The following is a 24,152-nucleotide window of genomic DNA, read 5'->3' on the forward strand; positions in this document are numbered from 1 at the left end:
CACATAAGAACAAAAACCCACCTTCTGCTTCTAATCTTTGGGTGGGTTTTTATTTTCAATTGTTGCTATTAATGTATGTTAAAAGAGCAAGAATGAACATTTCAAATAGGAACATTATTGTCAAAGCATCTTTTACCTCCATGGCTTCACCTCCATTCGAAGGGAAACCATACCCACCCATGGCCATACAATCGATCAGTATTTCTTAGTAAAATGTCAAATTAAATCCAGCGTTCCTCAATAATTAATTTGAAAATATAAGCCATTCTATTCACCATAAATTTGTTTTAGGTTTCCATGTCTCTTTCGGAAAGTTGATTATTAGGATTGGCATGCATATCCTCAACCGGACCATTCCTAAAAGCAAAATGAGTATCTGCCTTTGAAATTTTTGTTGTATTCTCGCCTACTAATAATTCAATTTTCACTTTATCATTCATTTCTTTTACAAATTCAGATTTTACTAGTAGAAACTTATCAAGTATTGAGTATCTAATCGTAATACCATATTTCTTCCCAAATCTCAGTAATTACATGATTTCCATCTTGAGGATAAAAAAGAATAGTAATAAATAGAGTTATTAATATGATTAGTATCATGGAATATGTATAAACTTGTTGGCCCTTTTCTTCAATTAATTTTATGCCAACTATGATAATCGTAAGATTCATGACCAGTATCATTGGAATAGCAATAATTCTACCCAGTCCTGTATTAGGGTAATTACCTAATAATAGTAACAGGATTAGTAAGGACGGTAAAAATGCTGATACCATTACGAATAGTTTCTGCGAGTTAATAATATCCCCTCCCATATCCAGTTTATTATTCATAAATAGTTATAAAATATGAGTCTTCACGTGTGCATCTGTACTTATGGATAATGTATATGCCCTTTCTTCTTACGCTTATCATCGAAATAAGAATAGATCAAATACATCAAAATACTTACATATTTAATCCTTGTAAAAATAATTTCATTTTCCTATCACGTTCTGGTATTCATAATACCTTACTAGCCTTAAAGGATCATAGCGACTGACCGCAACACAGTTGGGTGTGTTTCACATTGAACTTACCTACAAAATCTCTCTTTAGTATTGAATAAAGCCTTTGGTCCATGAATGTTCCCTTGATCTTTAATTGTTCTCGTAATATTCCTTCTAGTTTCATACCAAGCTTCTCCATCACCCGAGCAGAACCCGCATTATTGTAATTACATCTGCCTTCTATTCGGTTTAATTCGAGTTTCTCGAATCCATAATTAACTACTACCTTAGTTGCTTCCGATATAATGCCTATGTTCCAGTACTGACTAGCTAGAGCAAAACCAATTTCCGCTCTGCTATGTATCACATCCCAATTAACGAAGCCGGTTCTTCCAATCAATGTATTACTTGGTTTATATATAATCCCCCAACGAAATGCCTGCCTTGATTCGTATTTATCCATCACTTTTTGTAAATAATCTTTCGTATCTTCAATTGTCTCATGTTTATTCCAAAGAGTGCTAACAGACACAATCGGATCCGAAGCAAATTCAAAATAATCGTTGAGGTCATTCATACTTAATTTTCTCAGTATTAATCGTTCCGTTTCAAAAACTGGCGACTCAGAGAATAATATATCTATTTTCATGACTTGCATCCTTCCTCAATCATCTTTAATCATTGCTCCGTCCTTACCATTTTGACCTTATAGTTCTGGATAGAAGGCAATCCAACCTGATGAAGGAAAGGGTTGCCTTTTATGAATAAGTAGAGGGCATGCAGGAAATCCTAAATCCGGTAACTTCATTAATTAACGGACCGAGGAGGTTGGCTTATGGTAAAAATCATCGTATTAGCAGTCATATTATTGGTGACCGGCTGTTCGGCCGGAAACAATATGACACAAAAGCAAGTGACTCCTGAGCAAACACGAATTTCAACCCATGCTCACACTGCTACGCCAACTCCTGCCCTAACACAGGCATCATCAACAGCTACGCCTGCGACAGAGAGATCATCTATTACAACAAAAGGAGCACAGAATGGAAATATCTCAGATTGGTTGAATCTGATTCAAACACCGGATCGAAATCCAGCAAACCAAGCACAGACCGGAAATCCTGAAAAAAAGGAACCGACAGGTTCAACAGAACAAGCACAGAATGGTACAAAGAATACAAATATTAGTACGGAGTCATCCCAATTTGGACAGCAGGTTCTGGAGCTAGTAAATCAAGAAAGGTCCAAAGCAGGATTAAGTTCCCTAAGTATGAATGAAGAATTGTCAAATATGGCTATGGTCAAGGCACAGGACATGTACAATAACAATTACTTTGATCATAATTCACCAACACATGGATCCCCTTTCGATATGATGAAGGAGTTCGGGATCACATACAATTCCGCTGGAGAAAACATCGCAAAAGGGCAAACTACCCCTACCCAAGTTATGCAGGATTGGATGAATAGCCCTGGACACAAAGCAAATATACTGAGTAATAGTTATACTCAAATTGGAATTGCTTATTATAACAATGCATGGGTCCAGGAATTTAAAGGATAACGCCATTCATCCCCGACAATAAGGCATCAAAAAAACGGCATTCATGCGATTTTTTTGATGCTTATTTAGCCGTTCTGTCATACACCAATTGCTTTGATCTAATGCTGCTGGAAAGTCTTTAATCAGTACTTAATATTTCATTCACTTTTTCTATCCAAGCACCATTCTTATCTGCTAGAATTGTTCTCCATAATAAATTTTGTGCAGGTTTAAAGTTTTTCTCCTGATCATCTACAAACAAAACTTGTTGTGTAACTTCTAGTTTTGTTTGTACTATCTCATATATTTGAGGATCGGGTTTACACACTCCAACGGAACTTGAGATTGTTATGCTCTTCGTATATTTTTTTATTGGGTCTAACAGAGGATCTAACCACTCTCTACGATGATTACTTAGTAGGTGAATATCAGCTGCTTTACTCCAGATAGGTATATAATAAATTGCAGGAAGGTACCTAAGATGTTTCAACATGATTGATTGTGCAGTGTGTAATTCTATTGATGGGCATAGTTTATTTAGCCAATGCCAGAATTCATTTTCACTTATCTTGCCTGTCCAGAGTTTTTCACGCAATTCCTGTTTGAATTGTGGTCTTAAATTTTCATAAGAAACAGATGCTAATTCTGCGATCTCAAGCCAAAATTCTGGGGAAATATTTGTTACTACTACTCCCGCAACATCAAGAATTAATTGATGTTTAACCATGGAAGATCTCCCCCTGTTCTTTAATTTTCATAGGCACTTTCATCTAATGTTACGATGTTCACTCCGTCCTACAACTTAAGCTTACATAGTGACCGGCCGCTAAGCAGTTTGTCGGTAGCGTGTCTTCCTACCAATTTTTATTCGGCAAATCAACCGACCCTTTTTTGTGGCAAGTTAAACGATGGAACTTTGGAATACTCGCATTGTGTGCTAATTATTAGTATTCATAAATCTAAAAATTAACTTGTTCCCATCATTTTTTGTTTCAGCAATCTCCTCCTGGTAATTTTCATCAGTATAATCACTAATTGTTCTTCTCCAAAAAGTTTGTGCTCTTTTATTGACTTCTATCGGGTTTGTCTGCAATTCCCAAGAACCTAGATGATTATTAATTACTTTTACTGCTGCTGTTTCTGCCACGCCCGTACCACGGTATGAGCGCAATATAAAAAACTCATTTATGTAAAAATCACTACCATGAGGTGTATTGGCCCCTTAAGCTACCCACATGATTTAAGTCTTCCTCAATATTCACGATTCTCTTAATAAGTTTGTCCCCTTAATTTGGTTTAATGAATTCCACTCGATTTCCAAATGGATCTCTAAATTCAAATCTTTCATAACCCGGTATTGCTATAGATTCTAATCTTTCGATCCCACAATCATTTAATAGTTTTTCCATTTCACATAAGTCGCTTACTTCGTATGCGATATGTGCTTTGGTATTATTTCGATCAATATGTTCTTCCGCCCCTATATGAAGTTCCTTATCTCCAACCTGAATCCAGAACCCACCTCTTCCCTTCAAAGAATTCGGTTTTTCAATCTCTTTTAATTTAAGTACTTCGCAGTAAAACTTCTTAGCTTCATCTTCTTTGCCTTTAGGTATTGTTATTTGGGCATGATGGATTCCTTTAATCATTAGTAACACTCCTTTGGTATTGATACATTATATTGGGCTCGTTCTTTCATCTAACAATCAAGCAGCTTAAGTGACAATAGAGAACGATTCGTCAAACTTTGCTAGTTGGATGTGTCATCTGAATTAGCTTCTGCGAAACTTCCTCTTGGTGACCAGGCGAGCGTAGCGACCGATGTGTTAATAGATTGTTATCAGATGTCGGCTGCTTATTAGAAATATTTAATGTCCACAATACGTTTTCAAAAACTCATCTTCGATTTCATAATCAAACTTTGGGAAATCTTTAGGATGTAGTTTTTCAGGGGGGTTATTAAGTTCCCATGTGATTGTTCTTTCTAGTCCATCCACTAATGTAATTGGTTCATTGTAATCCAATTCTTGTCTAATCTTTGATGTCTCCAACGCCCAGTCTTGATGAAGATTTAAAGTTTCATAAATAAGTTCTCTGGGAAGCTCTTCCCTGGGAATTGACAATATCTTTCCGTGCCAATTCATTGTTCTGGTTATATTATTCAGCCATTCATACTCTGTTTGTGTATTTTCTTCACCAACATTATAGATACCACACGTTGCTCTTTTATCAGTTGCAGCTACAGTTATGGCATGTGCAACATTCTCAACATACCCATGTGATCCTCTCCAGTTTGCAAAGAGTTCATCTAGAATGATGGCATTACGATTATCAGATACACGTTTTATATATTTATAAAGTCTATGAGAGGGATCTCCAGGACCATAGACCATAGGTAATCTTAAAATGGTGCCTGCTAAACGAGGACTACTCATAATAATTTCCTCTACTAGTATCTTCTCATAGTCACCGCCGTACGGATGTAACTTCGATCGTAGAAGTGCGGTCTCCTTTAGAGGAGTTGTTGTAAATCCTTCTTCTAATCCAATTATGATGCCATAGGCATAATATACATCCATACTACTAAGGACGATAATACGTTCTGCAATCCCTTCAAATGTATTCATTGCCATTTCAGCATCTTGTTTTGTGTAAGCTCCCATATCTATAACAACTTCCGGTGCAAATTTAATGAATTCTTGTCTGTAATTACTAAGAAGTTGTCTGTCACCTGTAATAGAGGTTGCTGTATCCTCTGAAATAAGCCTATTGTTATTACCTCTATTAAAAATAGCTACTTCATGGCCCAATTCAATAAGTTCCTTTACAACATATGGCCCTATAAATCCAGTTCCACCGATTATCAAAATCTTCATTGAATTCACCCCCTTTATTGTTAAGATGGTCTGCCCCTATTTCTTATATCGTGTGAGATTCGTGACGTCTAATTGTATCAAATAAGACTTCATAATATTTATTTGAATTTGGTGTTAAATCTTTTCCTTGTATCCTTCTTCTTTCAGGTTGCACTTGTTGATTTACTTCATCTATTACGACTCCCTCAATCCAGAAGGCCTCAACATCTCCAGACAGCAATCTTTTGAAATCTTTAATATTCACGAAGAACAATCCAGATATTTCATCTATCTGAAAGTTATATTCTTCTAATGTTTTATTACTCTCATATATATAAATATAATTAAATTCTCTATCAATCAAGTCATTCGATATGACATTCTCCTGTGCTACCATCCCGCAAAAGATTAGTTCATTAATGGATGCTGAAATGCCTAGTTCTTCTTCCAACTCACGAACTCCATCTTCAATTGTTTCACCGAACTGAAGATGCCCGGCACATGATATATCCAGTAATCCAGGATATGTATCCTTGTCTTTATGACGCAATTGTAAAAGTAAACTCCCTCCTTCACTTGCTGATTTATTGATAACCCAACAATGAAATGTTTGATGCCAGAGTCCTCTGGAATGTACTTCCTCTCGGGTTTCTACTCCAATCTTAATCATCTTATCATTAAAGATATCGAACTTTTCAATCTGTGTCATTAATTCTTCCTCCACTAAGAGTTATTAAATGATTTAACTTCGAGTTAGCAATATCAAACATCAGTAACATGTAATCATTCTTTATGTAACAAACGATTATACCGAAAACTCTAATTGAAAATCCCTTGGGTCGTTTTCATATAATTTCTTATTTATTTCTACCGCCTCTTTACAACCAATCGCATAATAAAATGCAATGGTCTCTTCAGCAGAACCTGCACAAATATATATTTTATCTGCGTGCCACTCTTTCGCTTTTTTTGCGATTATCAAAAACAACTTTTTACCTATTCCTTTATTTCTATGTTCTAATGTAATAAATAATTGGTCTAATAAAACATAATTATACTTTTCACCAAAGAACTCTCGATTTATTGTTGCAAAACCTATTAACTTGTTATCGCTATCAAAAGCACCTATCGCTTCACCTGCACTTACAATAGTTTCTTTCAAACTATTAAAATGGTGTTCGTAACCATTAGCCCAATCAGAATCTTGATAATTAATTTCGACTAGCTGGCGTTTTCTGTTGACTTCTCTCCACGCCTTTTTAATATATTGTGATGGATTCATATCATTTATCAGTTCACAATCTTCTACTGCCAATTTCCTATACTTCACATTCAACATTACTTTCCTCCGTTTGCTCATAGTATAAAAGATCAATTAAGTAAGTCTAACAACGAAATTGAAGAACATCTTGCGGTTTTCTTGTGATCAAAGATATTCACTTCCTCCTTAATTCCAGAGTTCACTATACTGAATAACCCTCTCCTTCATCAATTTCTACAGGTTCGATCACCTGAAACAGAAATGAATGACCACTTAAATACTCTTTTATATAAGCCTGAGCATATTTTTGTTCATTTATTAAACTAGAGGTTTCTCTAGGATCAGACGAGTGATGGCAATAATTCTCAATCATGCACATAATAAAAAAACATTCTAAGTCGCGGATGTGATCATTATCCAAACTTTTTACGCTTTCGTAACCTTGAATAAAAAACGATCGATGCTTAGGATAAAGCTCTAACAATGCACCTGCCATATCATATAAATAGTAACCATAGCCGCATCTTCCGAAATCAATTGGAAATGGTTGATCATTACAGAAAACAACGTTGCCAGAATGTAAATCAGCATGAATAAGTCCATAATTCTGATCATCTCGGTGCATACCATCACCTTGGAGTTTTATCTTATTTATCGCAGTTTGATATAGACTCCATGCCCTATTCGATAAAAATCGAGAATAATAACGTTCCAGTTTCATGATTTCTTTACTAAAACTATTAATACCCCAATGCGGTCGAACAAAAGCAGAGGGTGGGACATAACGTGCAGAAGTAGCATGAAGTCTCCCCATCATAACACCCATACTAAATACACGACTATCGGTGAATTCTCCACTTGAATGCTCCCCCTCGATCCAACTCATCATTGTGACATAAGGTTTCCGATAACCCTCTTCAGTTTCAACCTCCAATACGTATGAACCATTACGACTTGTAATTCCCTTAGGAACAATTAATCCATCTAAGTTCCACAATTCATTAAGAAAAATAATTTCGGACTGAATTTCTTCTTTGTTCAACCGTTCCGAATGAATACGAAGTAAATATCCTTCTGTTGTGTTGGTTTCAATTTTATATGTAATGGTATCGGATAATTGAATAAATCGGATAGCATTCCATTCAAGGTCATACTGTTGTAAAGCCGATAGAGCAACGTTCCTTGCTCGCGACAGTAAAGATTGTCTGTTTTCCTCTGTATCATATTGAAAAAAGCTTTTCATCAACGATCACCTTCTCAATCATTTCTAATGATTTCATCGTATACCCATATATATTGAAATGTAATATTTTATAAGAAGTTCCCCGCATGCTTCGATAATCTATACAAGAGCTCTTGCAATAAATTCATATTCCTTTGTTTTTAAGTTAATTATCCTTGTTCTTAAATCATTCTTAGCAATGAAAACAGGCTCTCCGACTCTATCAATACAGTAAGCTATTGGTATTGATATACCACAGTTTCTATATGAACCATCTGCATGACTTGTACCTAGTATCATCGTATTATATTTAACCGCGATTCTCTTAGCCTCAGAAATCCACTCATCAAACTGTTCCTCACTGAACATTCCAACACCTATCGGATGTGCAATATAAGTTAAACTTGTACCATAATCTTCTAATCCAAGCAATCCTTGCAATAATTCTACACATAACAAATAGCCAATCTTAGAACCGTTTACCTCAACTGCAGAAGGAGTATATAAACGAACATTCATAGGTGACTTTGCACGTTCTAAAACAATCTCGCCATACTGATTAATTATTAATGCTCTATCTTTATTGTTAGCTCTATAGCCTGTAATGATCATTTTCTTATATTTCTTTGCTAACTTACATGCTCTAGCTACATTATCTTTATCTGTGATGTAACCCTCAGGAAATAACACAGCATCAAAATCATAATCTAAAGCTAGTTCAGTTTGGAGTTGTTCAAGATTTCCTTCATGGATTGGCTGAGAGATAAGTATCTTCATACATTGTTTCCTCTTTTCAATAATTTCGCGGGGATTCCTTATAAAGTTCGCACATTTCTGACGTTCAAACGACGATGCAGATATATAATATTTTCGGATGTCAGCGCGCTACTATTTCAGGCTATTTCTTCGACTTGAACAATCTTTTCAACCTGTTCGTAAAACCTTCCTGTTCTTTTATTACTTCAGTTTCCCAGCCATCATAATCTCCATGAAATTCTTGTGCCGCACTTACTAAATAATCGGTTACATCACCGATGGTGAGAAGTTGAACAAAGTCACTTCTAGATATTCTCAACGAGTACTTATTATCTTGAGTAACCTGATCCTCGATATGAAAACCGTCTTTTTGAACTTTATCTTTGAACAGATTACGTGAATCTGCTGAGTTGAAATATATCCAGTGATTCACTGTTCGCAATTTTTCTGAATTGTCTCCAAGCTCAATAAGTTTTTCTACCAACTGCCTGTTAACCATTCGATGCCAATCGGATTTGTTCGGATATAGAAACTCATGATAGAAGTCCCTTGGATTCTGTTCTTCAACGTGGTTAACGCTGTACTTAAAATTTTTAAGAAACTTTTCGGCAAGACACTCCAATTTGCTTCCATCCACTGAATCCGTATAGTAAAAGAAATCTCTCTTACCATCCGTGGTGTTCCTTCCGACAAACATATAATCACTATCTAAGGATTCGTGGATTGAATCCTCAATAGCATACAAAACTGTTGCTTCTTTATCGCAGGTAAGTCCATTTTCATTCGGTTCATTTAATGTGACCCTGAGCCGATACAAACGGATTAACATCTCATTTTCACCATGTTTCCAAGGTTCTAAATCCAACAAGATTGAAGCTGGTTTATTGTCGATGAAAGTAAAGTAAGTATTCCAATTGTCTGACATTTCTACACCGCCTTAATATTCATGTTGATCTGATTCTACCATTGTCCTCCATCAAATAATCTTTTAGTTTCAACCCTCACAATTAATCATTCGACAAATATCCCTTATTCTCTTTCGAATACTTGTCTTTTTAATTGGTGATCTTCTACTAATTCTATATTTTTCTTATTTTCTACAAATGATTTGATCTCTTTCTTGATGTTAGGAAATAACAAAATTGAATCTAAATCTTGTATAGGCATCCACTTTACTGCGGATTGATGAGGATCGGGTTTCAAAGGTAATTGTGGTATTGAATTCACTTTTAATTTGCATTCAAATATAAGATGTAATCCATGTGGTTCTTGATTACTATATTCTCCTGATTGTTTGTGTGGAGCCATTTCATAAATTAAAGCAAGTGATCCGACTGTTACTTCAGCTGTTGTTTCTTCAAATACTTCTCTGACAACGCCCTCTTTAATCGTTTCACCAGGCTCTAATCCTCCACCAGGAAGGTTATAATGAATTCCATTGTCATTATATTCAACGAGAAGAATGCAATCTTTCTGTATGATTAAGCCTGTACATCTTATTCTAACATGTGCCAAAAGTCAGTCCTTCTTTCTTAAGTTATTTATCTGTTGTTTTTCTCAACACCTCTAATTTATCCACCCATCCCAAAATCCTCCAAAACACACAAAAATAAACCGCAATATTTGAAGACACTACACATGAGCGTCAGCAATTCTCTCTGCAAGTGCAGGGAGAGGAATACAAAGATTTTGTTCACAAGGGAGACATCCAATGATTTCATCCTCAACCTCAGCAAATGCTTGAAGTCGATCTTGTACAAGTCATGGAATCCGAAATTCATGAAAAAATAGCGCAACAAGAACAGGATAATAAAGACGATCAAAAGTAGAACATATACGAGGGTATGTTCTAAGATGCTAGCAAGTACGAATCGTCCCTGCAATTCGAAATCGAATATCGTACAACAGAACTATTACATCAGATTATACCAGAATATTTTATAGTTAAAATAAAGGGACATTCCAACACCCTTCGCCAACCGAATTGAGCCCGTGTTATCAGGAGAACAATCCCAGTAAGGGTTTATTCCTTTGAGTTTACATTCTTCTACAAATGCCCTAGCTACTGATGCACCATAATTTCTTCCTCTATACCCTTCTAACGTTTCTATATCAATGGCATGGGTTTGATCAGCAACAAATGCAGAAAAGCACAAACTCACGACGTCATTGTTATCCTCAGCAATATACCCAAAACCATGTTGTGTGAAATCATCTATGCTATCCCAGAAATGAGAAATCTTATCCTCTAAAAAGGATTGGTTTCCAAATCTTCTCGACTTCAATAGTTCCCTATCTAGTCTTCGAATAGTTATATTCTCATCTTTGATCTCACTTGATTCCATATCCCCTGTAAGTTTAAACACATGTTGTATATCATTCGAAATATTACGCTTATTAAATATCGCTTGGATCGTTTCAGCCCAACTTTCATTTTCTCCGCTAATTTCAACCCAATTTATATTTAGTTTCTTTAGTTTGGGTTCAATATAAGTTGTCATATATGCGTCCAATCCATTTAGAAAATGACTACTTTTAGAATTTCCAACAACTTGAAACCCTGCCTGACCACGAGTCCAGATTAAAGCTGCTGTAATCTCTGTTGGATGATCTACATAGACCCAACCAGGGTTAATCCCATTAACTACCGCTCTTACCTCAATATTATTGCAACGATCAGTGATATGCCTTACCTTATAAAATTCTTGTTTATTTAACTCTGTTATCATATTTCCACCTCCAAATTGACTATAACGTTGATTACTTAGCAAATAACCTATTGCTTTCATTCATGATATATTTCATATAATTTACTGCATCGAATTTTCGTTTAAATCTTGATTGATAGAGGGATTTAGTTATTCTTCTTCTCTTGAAAAGTATAATATAGTCTTGTAATGCCTAAAACGCCCCATTCAATATCACTTCTTCTGAAATAAAGAGCTAATGATGTAAGAGATAACAAGCTAGACGATCTTTTAATCCAGTTATTCCAGTAACTATTTAAATTATTTTGCATTTTTGATATTAAGAGTTCAAAATCTACTTCAATATCTAGTTCAGATACTTCTGGTCCGATGATTCTAATGCCACTGTTCTTAAGCTCATACCAAGTCACTAAATTCAACTCAAAGTAACCTGATTTGTACATATTTCCTTCGAAATAATAAGGGAATGGCTGAATGTCACTTTGTAATTTACCTAAGTCTTCCCAGGTAATATATATGCCATTTAAATTGGGTTTCTTATATTTTAATTCCACATTACGATGAACTTCGTGTAACATTGTTATTTCCGTTTCTAACAGTCTTTCTTTAGTGATTGCCACAAAATCAATATCACTTAGTTTCAACGAGAAATCTCCCAATGCGATTGAACATACAAATAAAACCCTTCAATGAAATTAGTTTTCCAACTGTTCACACTCTTGATATAGAGATTAATAATTTCATCTATTTGGGTTGGGCACTTGGATTACATGATTAACTCCTTTAAAGGTTTGCTGGTATTTCAATGGAGGTGGATACGACCAGTGAGTATGAAGACATTCACCATTAATCCACTTGGTGACCAAGAGTAATCGTGACGATGTGACCTTCGTAATCTTGATTACAACTCTTTAGAATTGTACCGTATTAGTTGTCCATGCTGTAGAGTAACTACCTCATCTGACGCTTCCGCAACCTGCTGGCTGTGCGTCACTACGATAACGCATTTATTTTGTTCATGGGCAAGATCACGGAACATATTCACAATACTACTAGCTGTCTCTTGATCTAAATTACCTGTAGGCTCATCGGCTAGAATGAGATTGACATCACATGCTAAGGCTCTAGCAATCGCCACACGCTGCTGCTGCCCGCCCGAAAGTTTCAACACATTACGTTGCGCCTCTACCTGAGTAAGCCCAACATTTTGTAGAATCTCAAGCGCCTTCTTCTTTTTTTCTTTTCCCAAGTTACCACGAATATCCATACCTACCAGCACATTTTGAAGAGCAGACAAGTAAGGAATTAGATTATATGATTGGAATACAACCGCTCGATGCATTTTTCGGTAGTTAGATAAACCAATACGAGTAATATCTTGACCTTCATAGAGAATTCTGCCTCCATTAGGGACATCCAGTCCACCAGCCAGAGCTAGAGCTGTCGTTTTACCTGAACCTGACGGTCCCAGAATGGCATACATTTTCCCACTGCAAAAATTATAGCTTGCCTCATTTAGTATATTTACCTTCTGTTGATTAACCTTATAATAATATTCAATTTGTTCAAAGGCTAACAGAACACCCATAACTAACACCCCTTTAACCTGACTTGGTAAGTATTTCTTTTGGCTTTAATCTCAGTATGCTCACGATGGGTAGGGTAGTAGCGACTATGACTATTAGTAAACCTACCAGACCCAAATCCTTCAACGTCTCCATGGTAATCTCTATATCAAATGTATCAACGATCTCTATCTCATCATATGATGCATTAAATACCGCGTCCTGAATAAAAGCTTCCTGCTCTCTCTGACTAACAGCCACCTCACTGGCTAATAGCTCGTTACCTAGTTTTGTCGACACCATATCACCGATTAACGGGGATATAGAGAAGGCAAGCAATGCCAGTAATAGCATTTCCAACATGAATTGGCCTATAATCTTGGTTCTACCCTCTCCTAATGACAATAGAATGCCGATTTCCGATATTCTACCACGGACAGAGAGCAATATGATTAAAGTTAAAATTAGTGCTCCAGAAACGGTAATAAGGATAACCATCATTTGAGATGAGTAGGAAACACTATCTATGGCTGCAGTCATTTTCTTATACGCTGCCTCATTAGCATTCAGTTTAAATATATCGAAATTAACAGTATTACCTGCTTGAGCCAACTTCACAAACTTTGAAATGTTAGCAGGATCGTCTAGATAATAAAATGCGCGCCCTACCAGCACATTGGGATCATCCTCATTCTTTCCAGCCAGAGAAAATAAAGAACTGTAGATTTTGTTGTAAGGCATATCGACAGCAGAGATATCAAAAGTATTCAAGTCAGCAGGCGTCCTCGATGTACGATATATGCCTACTATACTGTATGTTGATACCTCTCCTTCTCTAGACCTTAATTTTATTGGGTCTCCAACTTTCAAACTATTCTGTTCGGCCAAGTTACTTTCAATTAATACAACTTGTTGATCCTTATCATCAGGATTAATATGCCTTCCATCTATCAAAGTATGAACGCCATCTTTAAACTCTTTTAACAATGATGTATTCCATATTTCTTCAAAAGAAATGTCATTCTTAAAAGGGTTGCCTGCTTTGGTCGTCTCCCCCTTGTTCTGTTGCGTTGGACTAGGTATAGCGTTGAAATCTTCTGCAGCAAATAGATAATAATTTATATAATTATAGCCGATGACATGCTCTAGCTTTGTTAGAGAATAGGCCTTGTCCATAGTTACAGGTGTTACTTCTGAAGATGCTATATCTTTTACTCCCACCTTCGCCTGATTATTGCGAAGTGCTTTGTCATAGTCAAATTCCAGCACAACCTCACTGCCAAGCTTTTCTCTTGCCGACTTATTTGCTCGCTGACTAGAGGATTGAATAGCCAATGCAGAAAGCACAAAAGTAAAAATGGTAAGAAGTACGAGAAAAGTAACGAGAGACCTACCAGGCCTCCTATAAATGCTCCACAACGCTCTCTTAGTGAAATTCATGAGGACCTCCCCAAAAATAAAATTACAGAAATTTAATCGGTCAATATTTCTTTCGGATGAAGACGTAAAATTAAGAGAGCAGGAAATATAGTAGCAATCATAGTTAAAATAACACCTACTGCACATAATCCCAACAGCACGGGTAAAGTCAATTGAACATCCAACTTCTTAATAGGCTCTGCCCCATCGTTTGGATTAACAATAATTTTAGCTCCCTCAGTATAGGTCTTTTGCTTGAGTTCTAAATTATCCACTTGTTTAGAGAGTAACTGATCACCCGTCTTATCACTAATTAAATCCCCACCCATTAGAGATAGAACCAGTGAAATTAACAGTACAATAAGTGTTTCTGTAAGCAACTGAGCAATAATTTTCCCCCGACTTTCACCTAATGATAATAAAATTCCCATTTCCGTTTTCCGCGAGCGTATAAATAGGAATAGCAATAGACTCAAGATAATCGCCCCAGCAGCAAACACCAATACCAGCATAATCTTTGAAAAAGAACTTACCTTATCGATAGCAAAAGTCATCGTTTGTAGGGCTCTCTCATTCGTATTGAGATAATACGTCTCATAATCTACAGTGTCTAATTGATGTGCCGCTTCAACAAATGGAGCAATATGTTCAGGATCATCAATGTAGTACATAGCTTTTGCAATGGTTAAATTTTGCTCATCTGGTGTAATCTCACCTGCACTTAACTCGAAAAAGGAACTATACATAATGTTATGCTGGATTTCTGCCGTTCTAATAAAATTGGTAGTTATATCCCCAATGGTCCATTCCGTTTTGTAAATTCCAACGATTTCAAATTGCTCTTCATGATTTGTAATTTCAGCCTTTACTTCAATGATATCCCCAACGCTCAAATTATTCTTGTCTGCTAGTTTGCTTTCGATCATGACCAATCGTTTCCCAATATCTTCTCTCGTAATATGCCTACCACTTATTAATGTATTGGTTCCATCGTTAAATTCCTTCATCATTTCAGTTCCTAACACTTCATGAACAGAAACATTAGCTAATTCAAAAGCAGGTCCACTAAACGTAATCTCAACATCTTCTGTCATTGTTTCATTATCTACAGCACTAAAGTTCCCTGCCACAAATGGAAGCGGTCTTAGATAATTATAGCCCGTAACATGATCCAAACCACTCAAAGATTGTGCCATCGCTATCGTTGGCCACGTGTAATTACCATTGACACTGGGCTGAGTGTTCTTCAATGATTTCTGATAATCATATTCAAGTCTTACCTCACTACCCAATGTGTTACGAGCGTGAGTCTTAGCTTGAACTGATGCATAGTATAGGGATAAGCTAGTAAAAACTAAGGTAGCGATGATTGTTAGAGTCAACAACAGTAGTAGTGTTCTCCGTTTGTTGTTCCAGACACTCCAAAGTGCTCTCCGCAAATAACTCATTTGACACCTCCATGTACTACAGACTGAGCATCCTCATCCATGTACCATTTTGCTTGAGTTCTAAACATTTTTGCATATTCCCCGCCTAAATGAATTAATTCATCATGGTTTCCGATTTCAATTACAGTTCCTTGCTTCATAACCAGTATCCTGTCTGCCCTATGCAGAAGAATCCTCTTTCCTCGCGCTAATAGATGGACTCTATGAACCCGATGGGGTCGTCTATTGCAATAAGCCTTTCAAGAATTGGATGCCTGATCTGGGAGGGGGGAGTTATGTATTTATCCGTAGATGAACACGCGGACCTTTAGAAGTTTGAAAGTGAAGTCTCTTATATTGTGCTACATTAAGAGAAGGAAGTAAATAACAAAATCCATAGGCTAGCAAATATTCGCGGCATCGTCCAACATGGAATGCTACTTCGTGATCGATCCATACTGGAGTTCCACAATAAGGCTCTACCGTTGCAGGCTTGGTATATGGCATACCGTCCTTGCACCTGAATATATTTCAATGATCAGAATTAAGTTTTTCGGGTAGCCGCTTTATTCTTTTCCTTAAATTCTTTCCAGGATACCTAGAAAAATCCCGGCGGGGAAGATCCCGCCGGGATTTTGTTTGAAAAAACGATCATCATTCAAATCAAAAACTCACAAGCATCATTTACCGCTTCGAGTTACTGAATCTCCAAATAATCAATGTAAGCATCCCATGTTCCGTCATCAGATGTTACAACGAGTTCAATCTCCTGATTTCCGGTTCCATGGCTGATATTGTTTAGGGTATAAACTGCAGGATTACTTCCGCCGTAGTAAAAGGTCCCCTTCGTCTGTCCACCTATTTTCAAGTCAACTCTGGCCATGTTGGAGTTATCCGAAGCACCACGGAGTGAAAAACTATGGGTGCCGCTTGCAAAATTCTGCGTGTATTTCACTGAATCATTGTTAGCGTATAAAGCGACTCCAGAGAACGGTGAGCTAATATTCCCGGTGTACTGACCGCTTTTGGTCATACTCTCAGCTTCTTTTTTCGTAGCTGTGGTTGGAGGAGGAGTTGTACCTCCTCCTCCGGAGCTGCCGCCTATACTAAGTGTATTACTATACACATCCGCACTTCCACTACTTTGATAACCCTCTACCGTAAGCGCGACTTCATACATCTTACCCATCGGCATTCCTCTGCTCTCCCACGCTTTAAAGTGTTCACTAACAGATATGGTTCCGCTCGTACGTTTCGACGTCCGGACACTCCAATACTGCTTAAAAGTTGCAGTACCTTTTATGGATGGCTGGTTAACTCGGGTAGTCTCATATATATCATAAGTACCCCCGTCTACATTAATGGTGCCCTTTGACGATCCACCTGGCGGACGCCAGCTGCCCCAGCTATCTACGATGTAATATTCTACGAGTGGGTCAACCGCCCATCCATACACAGTTAAATACGAATTGCCGTTTGGCTGGTAGTTGGCACCGTAGTTTATTGATATGTTTCCAATTTGCTGATGTGTCTGCGTCTCGTTAAATTTCTTACCTTTACGGAATAAAATATTATTAATATTACTCCAATCGGCACTGAATGTACCACCACTATTGAGCGTCATGCTTCCATTACCGCTATCTTTCCAGAATTCATAGTCATAGCCTTCATGAGTGCCAATTGAATTGTTGGTGATCGTTGTTGCCGCCTGTACGCTTACTGCAGGGAATATAAGCGCAAAACAGGTAGAAATTGCGACAAATAACCTCAAGCTTTTGGGTTTCATTACACATTCCTCCTTATTGGTTAAATTACATTTAGCCTTACTATGATGCGGAGCAGCCCGTAGTGGGCCGCCGTTCTCATATCACCACTTCCTTCCATAACTATAATTGAAAGCGCTTGCATTAACTAATTTATCATAAATTTAAATAGTATCCCACTTGTAAACTATAGATTATACTGTAAAAAGTATAGTTTTCTAAGGCATCTACTAGATTTATCCATCAACCTTATTTTCTCTCATCCATCAAATAATAAATAAAAATCATATTTGTTAGATGTTGGAGATCAGTGGAAATTTGCTAACACATCAAAACCACATTTTCCTGTCAATCAAGCGATTTCGGCCTAAGCGACCTAAGGGTACGGATCGTCAGACTTAGCTGTTCTTACTAATAACATCTATTTATAATTGATTTATAATTGATTTACAATTGTTTTTAATTCAATCAAGTCATCAATTACAATGTCAGCCTGTGAAAGTTCTTCATCACGAGCAAAGTCAAAATTACATCCTATAGCCACTAAACCATTTTCTTTTGCGGCATTTATATCAGATAGACGATCTCCGATAACTGCTCCCTTTTGAATATTATATTTTTTTATAATATCCTTAACTAAATCTGCTTTATCTAATGATTGTATTTGTTCAATACTAAATGTTTCAACAACCCAGTTATCTAAATGATAGAACTTGACAATAGCCATTAAATATTCCGTTAAACCGTTACTTGCTATATATATTGGGCAATTCATCTGTTTTAAATAAATAAAAACCTCCTCTACATGGGGATATAAAGCACCTTTACCATTTCTAATGTTCTCTACCAAACTTTTTAAAAAATAAGAATTTGCTAGTTCTCGTATCTCTTTCGAATGATCTGGTAACAACGTTTCCCACACCTTCGGTAAAGGCACACCCATTATTTCGCGATATATCTCTATCGGAATTTCATTATCCCATTGATTCAGTAAAGTTAAATGATTAAAAGTATCTTCTAGTGATATTTCTAAAATCTTATCTGTTTGAAAAAGTGTTCCATCCATATCGAAGATAAGTGATTGTTGTACGAAATCTCGTTCACAATAAAAATTTTCAACCATTATACCCCATCCCATCTATCTTTATGCCGACTTCCGATAGCGCTGTTGTATTCACAATGTCTCACCATCTTAAGCCTGCATTCCAGCATCTTCATTGAGTCACTTAAATTAGTAGTCTAATTCTTTAGATTAATCACTTTATTAATTTTTCAATTTCTTTCAGCATATAATTCATGTAGTTTGAAAGTTTTTTCTGTTCGAGGTTTATGTTCTCTGTTTCATTTTCATACTTTGCAAGACACTGAGAAATTGTATTTTTATATTCATTGGGCACCTGGTTTAATGCCCATTCTCCTGCTTCTTTTTTTGAAGAAATAAATGATTCTCTTAAATACATAAGAACTCTTGCTAAATTTAATACATAATAAGGTGGATTATCAACAATTCCTTCTATAGCTCCATCAACATCCGACTTTATTGAGTCAATATAATATTGTTTATCTATTGGCTTGAATACTTCCTTTATTGGACTTCCGTAAAGTACAATTCCACGATTATATATCACTACAAAATGAGCTGCTAAATCAGGGTCTTCATACCCACCACAGAAATAGTTCTCTTCTGTTTGATACTTATCTTTGTGAAATAGAGAGTAATGAAACTCAAACGGAGTTGGGTATACAAAATCGACAGCGTAGGCTTCCAATACGATACTTAATTCAAATCCTTTAATGATCTCCAGTTCTTCTTCAAGCTTAATAAGTTCCTTAGCAATTTTCTTATAAGCGTCTATAGATTGTTTTTCTTTAATTAGTACTAATACATCAATATCACTTTGATTGGAATTAAAGCATCCCATGGCCATGGAACCATGTAAATAAATACCTGTAAGTGATTCCGATAACTCATCTTTCAAAAGACAAGTTAATCTGTCTAATATAAGTTTTTGATTCAATGTGTTTCCGCCTTTTCGTTTATTTTCCACTTGTGCTGATTTCCTATGTTGCTCACTTTATTGGGTTATCAAATTGATTATTATTATAGTAATCATCCCTTTTTATATAGCTTCTTACTTAGCCAGTACCAATGTGTCCAGCAGTCGCTCACAATTCATCTTAAAATCAAGTCCAATACTCCATTTTCCTGAAGTAATCTAGTTCTTCTTTAAAATATTTCTCCTCTGCATCAATAGAACCAATAATATCTTGATCTCTAAAATATTGAAGTGACAATTTCATAAGCCATAATTGTCTAATACCACAAAATATCGGTATTGCATCTATATCACTTTGATTTAGATTTCGAACTGATTGATATCCTGCCAAAAATGCGTTCCAAATGTTGTTGAATTCTATTATTTTTTCTCTTTCATTTCTAATTTCAAATTCCCTAGTAAATTTAAAGACTGCTAAATCATAAGCTCTCCACCCATATCCGCAAATATCAAAATCAAAATGAGTAAATGTATCCTCTTTGAAATGAGCATTAGCGCCATGTAAATCTCCGTGACAAATACCCCAATCTAATCCTTTCATTTGTAATTCGCTAAGTTTTTCAGACATCAATTTGCCTATATTGCTAAGGTAATCATAATCCGCTGGACGATGACTTAAGTAATGTTTGATAATTTCTAATGGCTCTTCAATTAGATAATTAATATCCAAATGTGGGCGTTCATAGTTCGTGATGAATCCTTCACTCTTCAAATGAATATTCGCTACGGACTTGCCGTAATTAAAACTAATAACTTCAGAATCCATAGATAGTGTATCACCTTCAGCAAAGGTAAATAGAGCCCCAAATCTCATGCCTTCAGGTGCTTCAAATCTTTGAATATAATCTTGATTAACTGTTCTAAGGGGATACGATACAGGGACGCCATTATCTTTAAGATAATTCAAAAGATCCATTTCAAATGCTACCTCTGAATAATTAGTACGCCAAGGTCTGCGATATACTCTGAACACATATCTATTGTTTTCTGTCACAATGTAGTATGTATCATTCATTCCTCTCAATAATAACCGACAATCTATAATCTCTTCGAGATCATAATTAATACTAATATAATCACTCAATGCTTTATCACTTAAAGTAGAATACATTACCGGAAAACCCATAAATTTCACTTCTTCCTGAGTTATTTTCAAATAGGTCTCTTCTCTTCTAGTCTTTCTATTAATTCATTTACCTGTCTTCTTGTATTCACAATTATTACTTGTTGATGTTCTTTTGTCTGATCGAGTTTCTTTTTTGTGTTCATTCGACTTCTTGTTCTATAATTCCAAACCCATTTAATAAATTCCCAATCTAATTTTTCTGGGCATTCTTCATTCATATCAGGTCTAGTTTTCTTATGATACATAATACGCCGTTTAATAATTCTATACATACACAGAAGTCTTGGCATATCCAAAAAAATGATTAAATTCGCTTTCTCAATCCTGATATCCATTGTCCTTGAATAGTTACCATCAATGATCCAATGATCTTCGTTAGTAAATTGTTCAACAATCTTATCCCACTCTTCATTTGGTTTAGGGACCCAATTGGGATTCCAAAAATAAGTATCCAAATGTATGACTGGAATATCTAGTATGTTACTAAGCCTTCGTGATAAGGTAGATTTGCCTGATCCACCTGACCCAATAACTAATATTCGCTTCATATTCTTCTCCTTCTACTATATTAAATTGATATCATCACTTTAAGTTTTCTGGGTTTAAGCAATGTAAGGGTTAAGGCCTATTCCAAATTCACCAAAATAACTCGCACCTTGGTCCGTGTTCAGTAATTTATTAATTCGTTCTGAATCATTTCCAGTGGCATGAGTAATTTTTCCATCTTTAATTTCAAAACGAATGTTCTCGTAAGTAAAGCCCTCTTTTAATGAAGGTGTATTATAAGAAATAACTCCGTTGACGGAGTCTTTAACTGGCATTGTGTATACTTCTCCATCTGGAATATTCATGATTCCAGCGTCTTTAATTGTTGGCATGCCTTTAATAGAGAACGTTAGATCTGTTCCTATTCCAGTAATTCTAACTTTATCTGTTTGGTCCATTAGTTCAACTAAATGATCCATAGCTTTATCCATTTTTGAATAGTCCAAATTACAAACATTGAAATACAAATCCTCAAATTCCTCCGTTGACATGTTCGCCTGTTGTGCCATGGCATGGTTAGGATAACGAAGAATACACCATTTCGTATGATTATAACGTCTGCCGTTGATCTTTTGCGAATAATGCTTTCTATACCATCCCATCTTTTCAGAAGAAATGCCACTTAATTCGCTCATATTCTCTCCAGCTCTAATAAGTATGTAGGCTTGCATATCCTTCACTCTATTTAAGTCGTAGGATGCCATTGCTATCAATTGTTCTTCCGTACAGCCAATTAATATCTCTCTCAATAATTCATGATTATTAATTACTAGAAAGGGAACTCCACCCATACTATAAGCTTGTCTCACCAATTCTTTCGCCAAAGGAACTTCCAGACCATCAACCTCAATTAATATTTTTTCCCCTCGTTGTAGCTTCACCGAATATTGAATAAGATTTTTAGCAAGTTGTTCAATTCTTGGATCTTTCATGGTCAGTCTCCTTCAGTAATTACCTTCAAATTATGTTGTACATGTTTTAATATTAAATAACCCCGAATGTTTTTAATGCGTACAAAATACCATCTTCACTTGCTCTTCTTGTAACAAAGTTTGCCTTCTGTTTCAATCGATCCTCAGCATTTCCCATTGCAATTCCCAAGCCAACATACTCCAACATATCTAGGTCATTTCCTCCGTCACCGAAAGCAATAGCTTCAGATTTGTCAATTTCCAAATAATCAAGAACCTTTTTAATCGCTGTTGACTTAGAAACTTCCGTTTCTTCAAGCACATTCATGACATAGCCGTGAAACCTTATGAACCTGAGCTTAGGGAAGTTAACAATATATTTCTGAGCTTCACAGCTATCTGCATATAGGCACATGCAGTAAACTTCCTCTGCCATTGAACTTATTTTTAGGGGATATTGAGTAATACTTAACGTCTCTTTCAGTGCCTCCATGACTCGTTTATTATCTGAGCCAATTCCGTTCATGACGAATGCCTCCGTAAAGTAAGAAACGCTTTGTCCGTTCAATGCAGCAAATTCCGTGATGTCTCGAACGGTTTCTGTCGAAAGTACTGATTTATAAACGACGTCTCCATCACATGTTATAAGTGCACCGTTTGCAGAAATTATGGTGTCAATTCCCATGGATACAAACTCTTCACACAAACTGTATGGTCTCCCTGTCGCAACCACAACTTTTATTCCTTTGTTAATCAACTGACTAATTGCTTCTTTCGTACTTTGCGGTATGGTCCCATCAATCTCACTTACTAGAGTTCCATCAACATCGAAAAATACAACCTTATACATAATATCTTGATCCTCTCTCTAACTGTAATATTTGAATGTTAACTGTTCACACAACTAAACGTAATTACTTAGTTCGTACAGGTGTGTCTGCTGAATATATGTTCGAAATCTATCTAGCAAACCAAGATCAGCGCAGCGATCCGCTGTGGGAACATGTTGTAATGAGATTTCCCCTCCTATTTAGAGTTACCCAGATATTGCTGAAATTTCTTTTAAATATTTATTAGTTTCTAACATGTTATTGATTATTCTCACTGTATTATAATTCTTAGGCAATGTTACCATTCTATTAAGTAGAATCCATCTCAGACAAGCGATAGCTTCAAATAATTTCAGCTGCTCTTCTGGAAATCCGTTCATTTCCATATATGTCTTAATAAAAGAATGATATGATTCTTCGTTTGTATATATCAGTATCAAAAAACCAGACCATGCCACATCATATCTGACATCTCCTAATTGTGCATTAGTCCAGTCAATGATGGTATATCTTCCTTGCTCTTCTACAATGTTCCCCAGATTATAGTCACCGTGTATAATGCAATCTTGTTGCATATTTGATTGTTCTACAAGTCTTCTAAGTGTATTGTAAATGTCTGTATGTTCCATTATTCTCGGAAAAAAATAATCAATAAAATCAAATCTTCGATGCATCGATGCATCCAATTGATTTATTGATGTTCTGTGTATTTCAACTAACAGTCTCGAGATCATTCTTATTGTTTGATCATCTATTGTAGAGACCGAATTTCCGTCAAAACTTGTAACTAATACTTTATTTGAATCCTCGTCATAGCCCCAACCGTATGGCTTTGATACAGATATTCCGTTATCATAAAGAACTTCGAGTAATTTATACTGATAACCAACATCTGCACTTGATCCTTGATTCCAAATCTTGACTACCGCGGTTCCACACTTAGAATTTACTCTAACTACTTCGGCTTCTAGTCCTGGTGGTAGATGACTCACTGTTATTTTAGTTGATTCATTTAGAATATCATTCAAAATCGCGGTTCGTTCTATCCATTTAAACTGTTTAAAGTTTTTCATGTTCAGCATCCTTTCACAGGGATTTCTTATAAAGTTGATATATTCACAAATCGTTCCATCGGGTTAAAGGATTTATGTTTTATATCTACCAAAAGAACTA

General features: G+C 36.0%; 29 protein-coding genes. 1 reads left to right on the forward strand and 28 read right to left on the reverse strand.

Features of this window, described 5'->3' with window-relative positions; genetic code table 11:
• Window positions 1-55: 55 nt before the first annotated feature.
• The 3 genes from AC1TO9_RS22730 to AC1TO9_RS22740 all read right to left on the reverse strand — a co-directional run bounded on the left by AC1TO9_RS22730 (window position 56) and on the right by AC1TO9_RS22740 (window position 1,639).
• Window positions 56-187, reverse strand: coding sequence for a putative holin-like toxin (locus AC1TO9_RS22730; protein WP_482060586.1), 132 nt, complete (start codon window positions 185-187; stop codon window positions 56-58).
• A 100-nt stretch (window positions 188-287) separates the two neighbouring features.
• Window positions 288-440 carry a hypothetical protein gene (locus AC1TO9_RS22735; RefSeq protein WP_482060587.1) on the reverse strand — a complete coding sequence of 51 codons (153 nt, stop codon included), beginning with the start codon at window positions 438-440 and terminating at the stop codon, window positions 288-290.
• A 590-nt stretch (window positions 441-1,030) separates the two neighbouring features.
• On the reverse strand, window positions 1,031-1,639 hold the full coding sequence (locus AC1TO9_RS22740) for a GNAT family N-acetyltransferase (protein WP_482060588.1): 609 nt from the start codon (window positions 1,637-1,639) through the stop codon (window positions 1,031-1,033).
• A gap of 186 nt (window positions 1,640-1,825) precedes the next feature.
• On the opposite strand from AC1TO9_RS22740, the gene AC1TO9_RS22745 reads away from it, so the two are divergent.
• The gene (locus AC1TO9_RS22745; protein ID WP_482057494.1) at window positions 1,826-2,554 is read left to right on the forward strand and encodes a CAP domain-containing protein; all 729 of its coding nucleotides are present in this window, start codon (window positions 1,826-1,828) and stop codon (window positions 2,552-2,554) included.
• A gap of 118 nt (window positions 2,555-2,672) precedes the next feature.
• Here AC1TO9_RS22745 and AC1TO9_RS22750 read toward each other — a convergent pair whose 3' ends face one another.
• The 25 genes from AC1TO9_RS22750 to AC1TO9_RS22870 all read right to left on the reverse strand — a co-directional run bounded on the left by AC1TO9_RS22750 (window position 2,673) and on the right by AC1TO9_RS22870 (window position 24,052).
• Window positions 2,673-3,260, reverse strand: a complete 588-nt coding sequence (locus AC1TO9_RS22750; RefSeq protein WP_482060589.1) for an HAD-IA family hydrolase — start codon at window positions 3,258-3,260, stop codon at window positions 2,673-2,675.
• 210 nt (window positions 3,261-3,470) lie between these two features.
• Entirely contained in the window at window positions 3,471-3,680 is a 210-nt protein-coding gene (locus tag AC1TO9_RS22755) for a hypothetical protein (RefSeq protein WP_482060590.1), read from the reverse strand.
• Window positions 3,681-3,819: 139 nt separating this feature from the next.
• Entirely contained in the window at window positions 3,820-4,182 is a 363-nt protein-coding gene (locus AC1TO9_RS22760; protein WP_482057496.1) for a VOC family protein, read from the reverse strand.
• A 219-nt stretch (window positions 4,183-4,401) separates the two neighbouring features.
• Window positions 4,402-5,409, reverse strand: coding sequence for an NAD-dependent epimerase/dehydratase family protein (locus AC1TO9_RS22765; RefSeq protein WP_482060591.1), 1,008 nt, complete (start codon window positions 5,407-5,409; stop codon window positions 4,402-4,404).
• A 43-nt stretch (window positions 5,410-5,452) separates the two neighbouring features.
• Window positions 5,453-6,097, reverse strand: a complete 645-nt coding sequence (locus AC1TO9_RS22770) for an NUDIX hydrolase (protein WP_482060592.1) — start codon at window positions 6,095-6,097, stop codon at window positions 5,453-5,455.
• Between the two features lie 96 nt (window positions 6,098-6,193).
• Window positions 6,194-6,727 carry a GNAT family N-acetyltransferase gene (locus tag AC1TO9_RS22775; protein WP_482060593.1) on the reverse strand — a complete coding sequence of 178 codons (534 nt, stop codon included), beginning with the start codon at window positions 6,725-6,727 and terminating at the stop codon, window positions 6,194-6,196.
• A gap of 124 nt (window positions 6,728-6,851) precedes the next feature.
• The gene (locus tag AC1TO9_RS22780; protein WP_482060594.1) at window positions 6,852-7,892 is read right to left on the reverse strand and encodes a phosphotransferase enzyme family protein; all 1,041 of its coding nucleotides are present in this window, start codon (window positions 7,890-7,892) and stop codon (window positions 6,852-6,854) included.
• 99 nt (window positions 7,893-7,991) lie between these two features.
• Window positions 7,992-8,648: a hypothetical protein gene (locus AC1TO9_RS22785; RefSeq protein WP_482060595.1), complete on the reverse strand. Its 657-nt coding sequence runs from the start codon at window positions 8,646-8,648 to the stop codon at window positions 7,992-7,994.
• Window positions 8,649-8,769: 121 nt separating this feature from the next.
• A complete protein-coding gene (locus AC1TO9_RS22790) occupies window positions 8,770-9,552 on the reverse strand; it encodes a DUF695 domain-containing protein (RefSeq protein WP_482060596.1) in 783 nt (260 codons plus the stop codon).
• Window positions 9,553-9,656: 104 nt separating this feature from the next.
• The gene (locus tag AC1TO9_RS22795; protein WP_482060597.1) at window positions 9,657-10,142 is read right to left on the reverse strand and encodes an NUDIX domain-containing protein; all 486 of its coding nucleotides are present in this window, start codon (window positions 10,140-10,142) and stop codon (window positions 9,657-9,659) included.
• Window positions 10,143-10,540: 398 nt separating this feature from the next.
• Window positions 10,541-11,356, reverse strand: coding sequence for a GNAT family N-acetyltransferase (locus AC1TO9_RS22800; RefSeq protein WP_482060598.1), 816 nt, complete (start codon window positions 11,354-11,356; stop codon window positions 10,541-10,543).
• A gap of 125 nt (window positions 11,357-11,481) precedes the next feature.
• On the reverse strand, window positions 11,482-11,979 hold the full coding sequence (locus AC1TO9_RS22805) for a hypothetical protein (protein ID WP_482060599.1): 498 nt from the start codon (window positions 11,977-11,979) through the stop codon (window positions 11,482-11,484).
• Window positions 11,980-12,236: 257 nt separating this feature from the next.
• Complete coding sequence (locus tag AC1TO9_RS22810; protein WP_482060600.1) at window positions 12,237-12,923, reverse strand: ABC transporter ATP-binding protein; 687 nt, start codon at window positions 12,921-12,923, stop codon at window positions 12,237-12,239.
• A 13-nt stretch (window positions 12,924-12,936) separates the two neighbouring features.
• Window positions 12,937-14,340: an FtsX-like permease family protein gene (locus AC1TO9_RS22815; RefSeq protein ID WP_482060601.1), complete on the reverse strand. Its 1,404-nt coding sequence runs from the start codon at window positions 14,338-14,340 to the stop codon at window positions 12,937-12,939.
• Window positions 14,341-14,372: 32 nt separating this feature from the next.
• Window positions 14,373-15,767: an FtsX-like permease family protein gene (locus tag AC1TO9_RS22820; RefSeq protein WP_482060602.1), complete on the reverse strand. Its 1,395-nt coding sequence runs from the start codon at window positions 15,765-15,767 to the stop codon at window positions 14,373-14,375.
• On the reverse strand, window positions 15,764-15,907 hold the full coding sequence (locus tag AC1TO9_RS22825; protein WP_482060603.1) for a hypothetical protein: 144 nt from the start codon (window positions 15,905-15,907) through the stop codon (window positions 15,764-15,766). Before AC1TO9_RS22825 ends, AC1TO9_RS22820 begins: the two co-directional genes overlap by 4 nt.
• 133 nt (window positions 15,908-16,040) lie before the next feature.
• On the reverse strand, window positions 16,041-16,253 hold the full coding sequence (locus AC1TO9_RS22830; RefSeq protein ID WP_482060604.1) for a hypothetical protein: 213 nt from the start codon (window positions 16,251-16,253) through the stop codon (window positions 16,041-16,043).
• 190 nt (window positions 16,254-16,443) lie between these two features.
• Window positions 16,444-17,532, reverse strand: coding sequence for a glycoside hydrolase family 11 protein (locus tag AC1TO9_RS22835; RefSeq protein WP_482060605.1), 1,089 nt, complete (start codon window positions 17,530-17,532; stop codon window positions 16,444-16,446).
• Window positions 17,533-17,945: 413 nt separating this feature from the next.
• Window positions 17,946-18,632, reverse strand: a complete 687-nt coding sequence (locus tag AC1TO9_RS22840; protein ID WP_482060606.1) for an HAD family hydrolase — start codon at window positions 18,630-18,632, stop codon at window positions 17,946-17,948.
• Between the two features lie 133 nt (window positions 18,633-18,765).
• A complete protein-coding gene (locus AC1TO9_RS22845; RefSeq protein ID WP_482060607.1) occupies window positions 18,766-19,557 on the reverse strand; it encodes an aminoglycoside adenylyltransferase domain-containing protein in 792 nt (263 codons plus the stop codon).
• Window positions 19,558-19,693: 136 nt separating this feature from the next.
• Window positions 19,694-20,722 (reverse strand): homoserine kinase, encoded by a 1,029-nt coding sequence (locus tag AC1TO9_RS22850; RefSeq protein ID WP_482060608.1) that lies wholly within the window; start codon window positions 20,720-20,722, stop codon window positions 19,694-19,696.
• Entirely contained in the window at window positions 20,719-21,240 is a 522-nt protein-coding gene (locus tag AC1TO9_RS22855; protein WP_482060609.1) for a DNA topology modulation protein, read from the reverse strand. Before AC1TO9_RS22855 ends, AC1TO9_RS22850 begins: the two co-directional genes overlap by 4 nt.
• 54 nt (window positions 21,241-21,294) lie before the next feature.
• Window positions 21,295-22,170, reverse strand: coding sequence for an aminopeptidase (locus tag AC1TO9_RS22860; RefSeq protein ID WP_482060610.1), 876 nt, complete (start codon window positions 22,168-22,170; stop codon window positions 21,295-21,297).
• Between the two features lie 52 nt (window positions 22,171-22,222).
• Complete coding sequence (locus AC1TO9_RS22865) at window positions 22,223-22,999, reverse strand: Cof-type HAD-IIB family hydrolase (protein ID WP_482060611.1); 777 nt, start codon at window positions 22,997-22,999, stop codon at window positions 22,223-22,225.
• A 186-nt stretch (window positions 23,000-23,185) separates the two neighbouring features.
• Window positions 23,186-24,052: an aminoglycoside phosphotransferase family protein gene (locus AC1TO9_RS22870; RefSeq protein WP_482060612.1), complete on the reverse strand. Its 867-nt coding sequence runs from the start codon at window positions 24,050-24,052 to the stop codon at window positions 23,186-23,188.
• Window positions 24,053-24,152: the final 100 nt, after the last annotated feature.

The organism is Paenibacillus sp. Y916 (assembly GCF_056786435.1).

Bases quoted from the DNA above. Each gene is read 5' to 3' on its own strand.
- AC1TO9_RS22810 (WP_482060600.1), bottom strand. From the start codon at position 12,923: ATGGGTGTTCTGTTAGCCTTTGAACAAATTGAATATTATTATAAGGTT.
- AC1TO9_RS22780 (WP_482060594.1), bottom strand. From the start codon at position 7,892: ATGAAAAGCTTTTTTCAATATGATACAGAGGAAAACAGACAATCTTTA.
- AC1TO9_RS22740 (WP_482060588.1), bottom strand. From the start codon at position 1,639: ATGAAAATAGATATATTATTCTCTGAGTCGCCAGTTTTTGAAACGGAA.
- AC1TO9_RS22830 (WP_482060604.1), bottom strand. From the start codon at position 16,253: ATGCCATATACCAAGCCTGCAACGGTAGAGCCTTATTGTGGAACTCCA.
- AC1TO9_RS22835 (WP_482060605.1), bottom strand. From the start codon at position 17,532: ATGAAACCCAAAAGCTTGAGGTTATTTGTCGCAATTTCTACCTGTTTT.
- AC1TO9_RS22865 (WP_482060611.1), bottom strand. From the start codon at position 22,999: ATGTATAAGGTTGTATTTTTCGATGTTGATGGAACTCTAGTAAGTGAG.
- AC1TO9_RS22735 (WP_482060587.1), bottom strand. From the start codon at position 440: ATGAATGATAAAGTGAAAATTGAATTATTAGTAGGCGAGAATACAACA.
- AC1TO9_RS22820 (WP_482060602.1), bottom strand. From the start codon at position 15,767: ATGAGTTATTTGCGGAGAGCACTTTGGAGTGTCTGGAACAACAAACGG.
- AC1TO9_RS22730 (WP_482060586.1), bottom strand. From the start codon at position 187: ATGGCCATGGGTGGGTATGGTTTCCCTTCGAATGGAGGTGAAGCCATG.
- AC1TO9_RS22785 (WP_482060595.1), bottom strand. From the start codon at position 8,648: ATGAAGATACTTATCTCTCAGCCAATCCATGAAGGAAATCTTGAACAA.
- AC1TO9_RS22765 (WP_482060591.1), bottom strand. From the start codon at position 5,409: ATGAAGATTTTGATAATCGGTGGAACTGGATTTATAGGGCCATATGTT.
- AC1TO9_RS22815 (WP_482060601.1), bottom strand. From the start codon at position 14,340: ATGAATTTCACTAAGAGAGCGTTGTGGAGCATTTATAGGAGGCCTGGT.
- AC1TO9_RS22745 (WP_482057494.1), top strand. From the start codon at position 1,826: ATGGTAAAAATCATCGTATTAGCAGTCATATTATTGGTGACCGGCTGT.
- AC1TO9_RS22770 (WP_482060592.1), bottom strand. From the start codon at position 6,097: ATGACACAGATTGAAAAGTTCGATATCTTTAATGATAAGATGATTAAG.
- AC1TO9_RS22840 (WP_482060606.1), bottom strand. From the start codon at position 18,632: ATGGTTGAAAATTTTTATTGTGAACGAGATTTCGTACAACAATCACTT.
- AC1TO9_RS22870 (WP_482060612.1), bottom strand. From the start codon at position 24,052: ATGAAAAACTTTAAACAGTTTAAATGGATAGAACGAACCGCGATTTTG.
- AC1TO9_RS22790 (WP_482060596.1), bottom strand. From the start codon at position 9,552: ATGTCAGACAATTGGAATACTTACTTTACTTTCATCGACAATAAACCA.
- AC1TO9_RS22825 (WP_482060603.1), bottom strand. From the start codon at position 15,907: ATGAAGCAAGGAACTGTAATTGAAATCGGAAACCATGATGAATTAATT.
- AC1TO9_RS22760 (WP_482057496.1), bottom strand. From the start codon at position 4,182: ATGATTAAAGGAATCCATCATGCCCAAATAACAATACCTAAAGGCAAA.
- AC1TO9_RS22855 (WP_482060609.1), bottom strand. From the start codon at position 21,240: ATGAAGCGAATATTAGTTATTGGGTCAGGTGGATCAGGCAAATCTACC.
- AC1TO9_RS22860 (WP_482060610.1), bottom strand. From the start codon at position 22,170: ATGAAAGATCCAAGAATTGAACAACTTGCTAAAAATCTTATTCAATAT.
- AC1TO9_RS22800 (WP_482060598.1), bottom strand. From the start codon at position 11,356: ATGATAACAGAGTTAAATAAACAAGAATTTTATAAGGTAAGGCATATC.
- AC1TO9_RS22750 (WP_482060589.1), bottom strand. From the start codon at position 3,260: ATGGTTAAACATCAATTAATTCTTGATGTTGCGGGAGTAGTAGTAACA.
- AC1TO9_RS22775 (WP_482060593.1), bottom strand. From the start codon at position 6,727: ATGTTGAATGTGAAGTATAGGAAATTGGCAGTAGAAGATTGTGAACTG.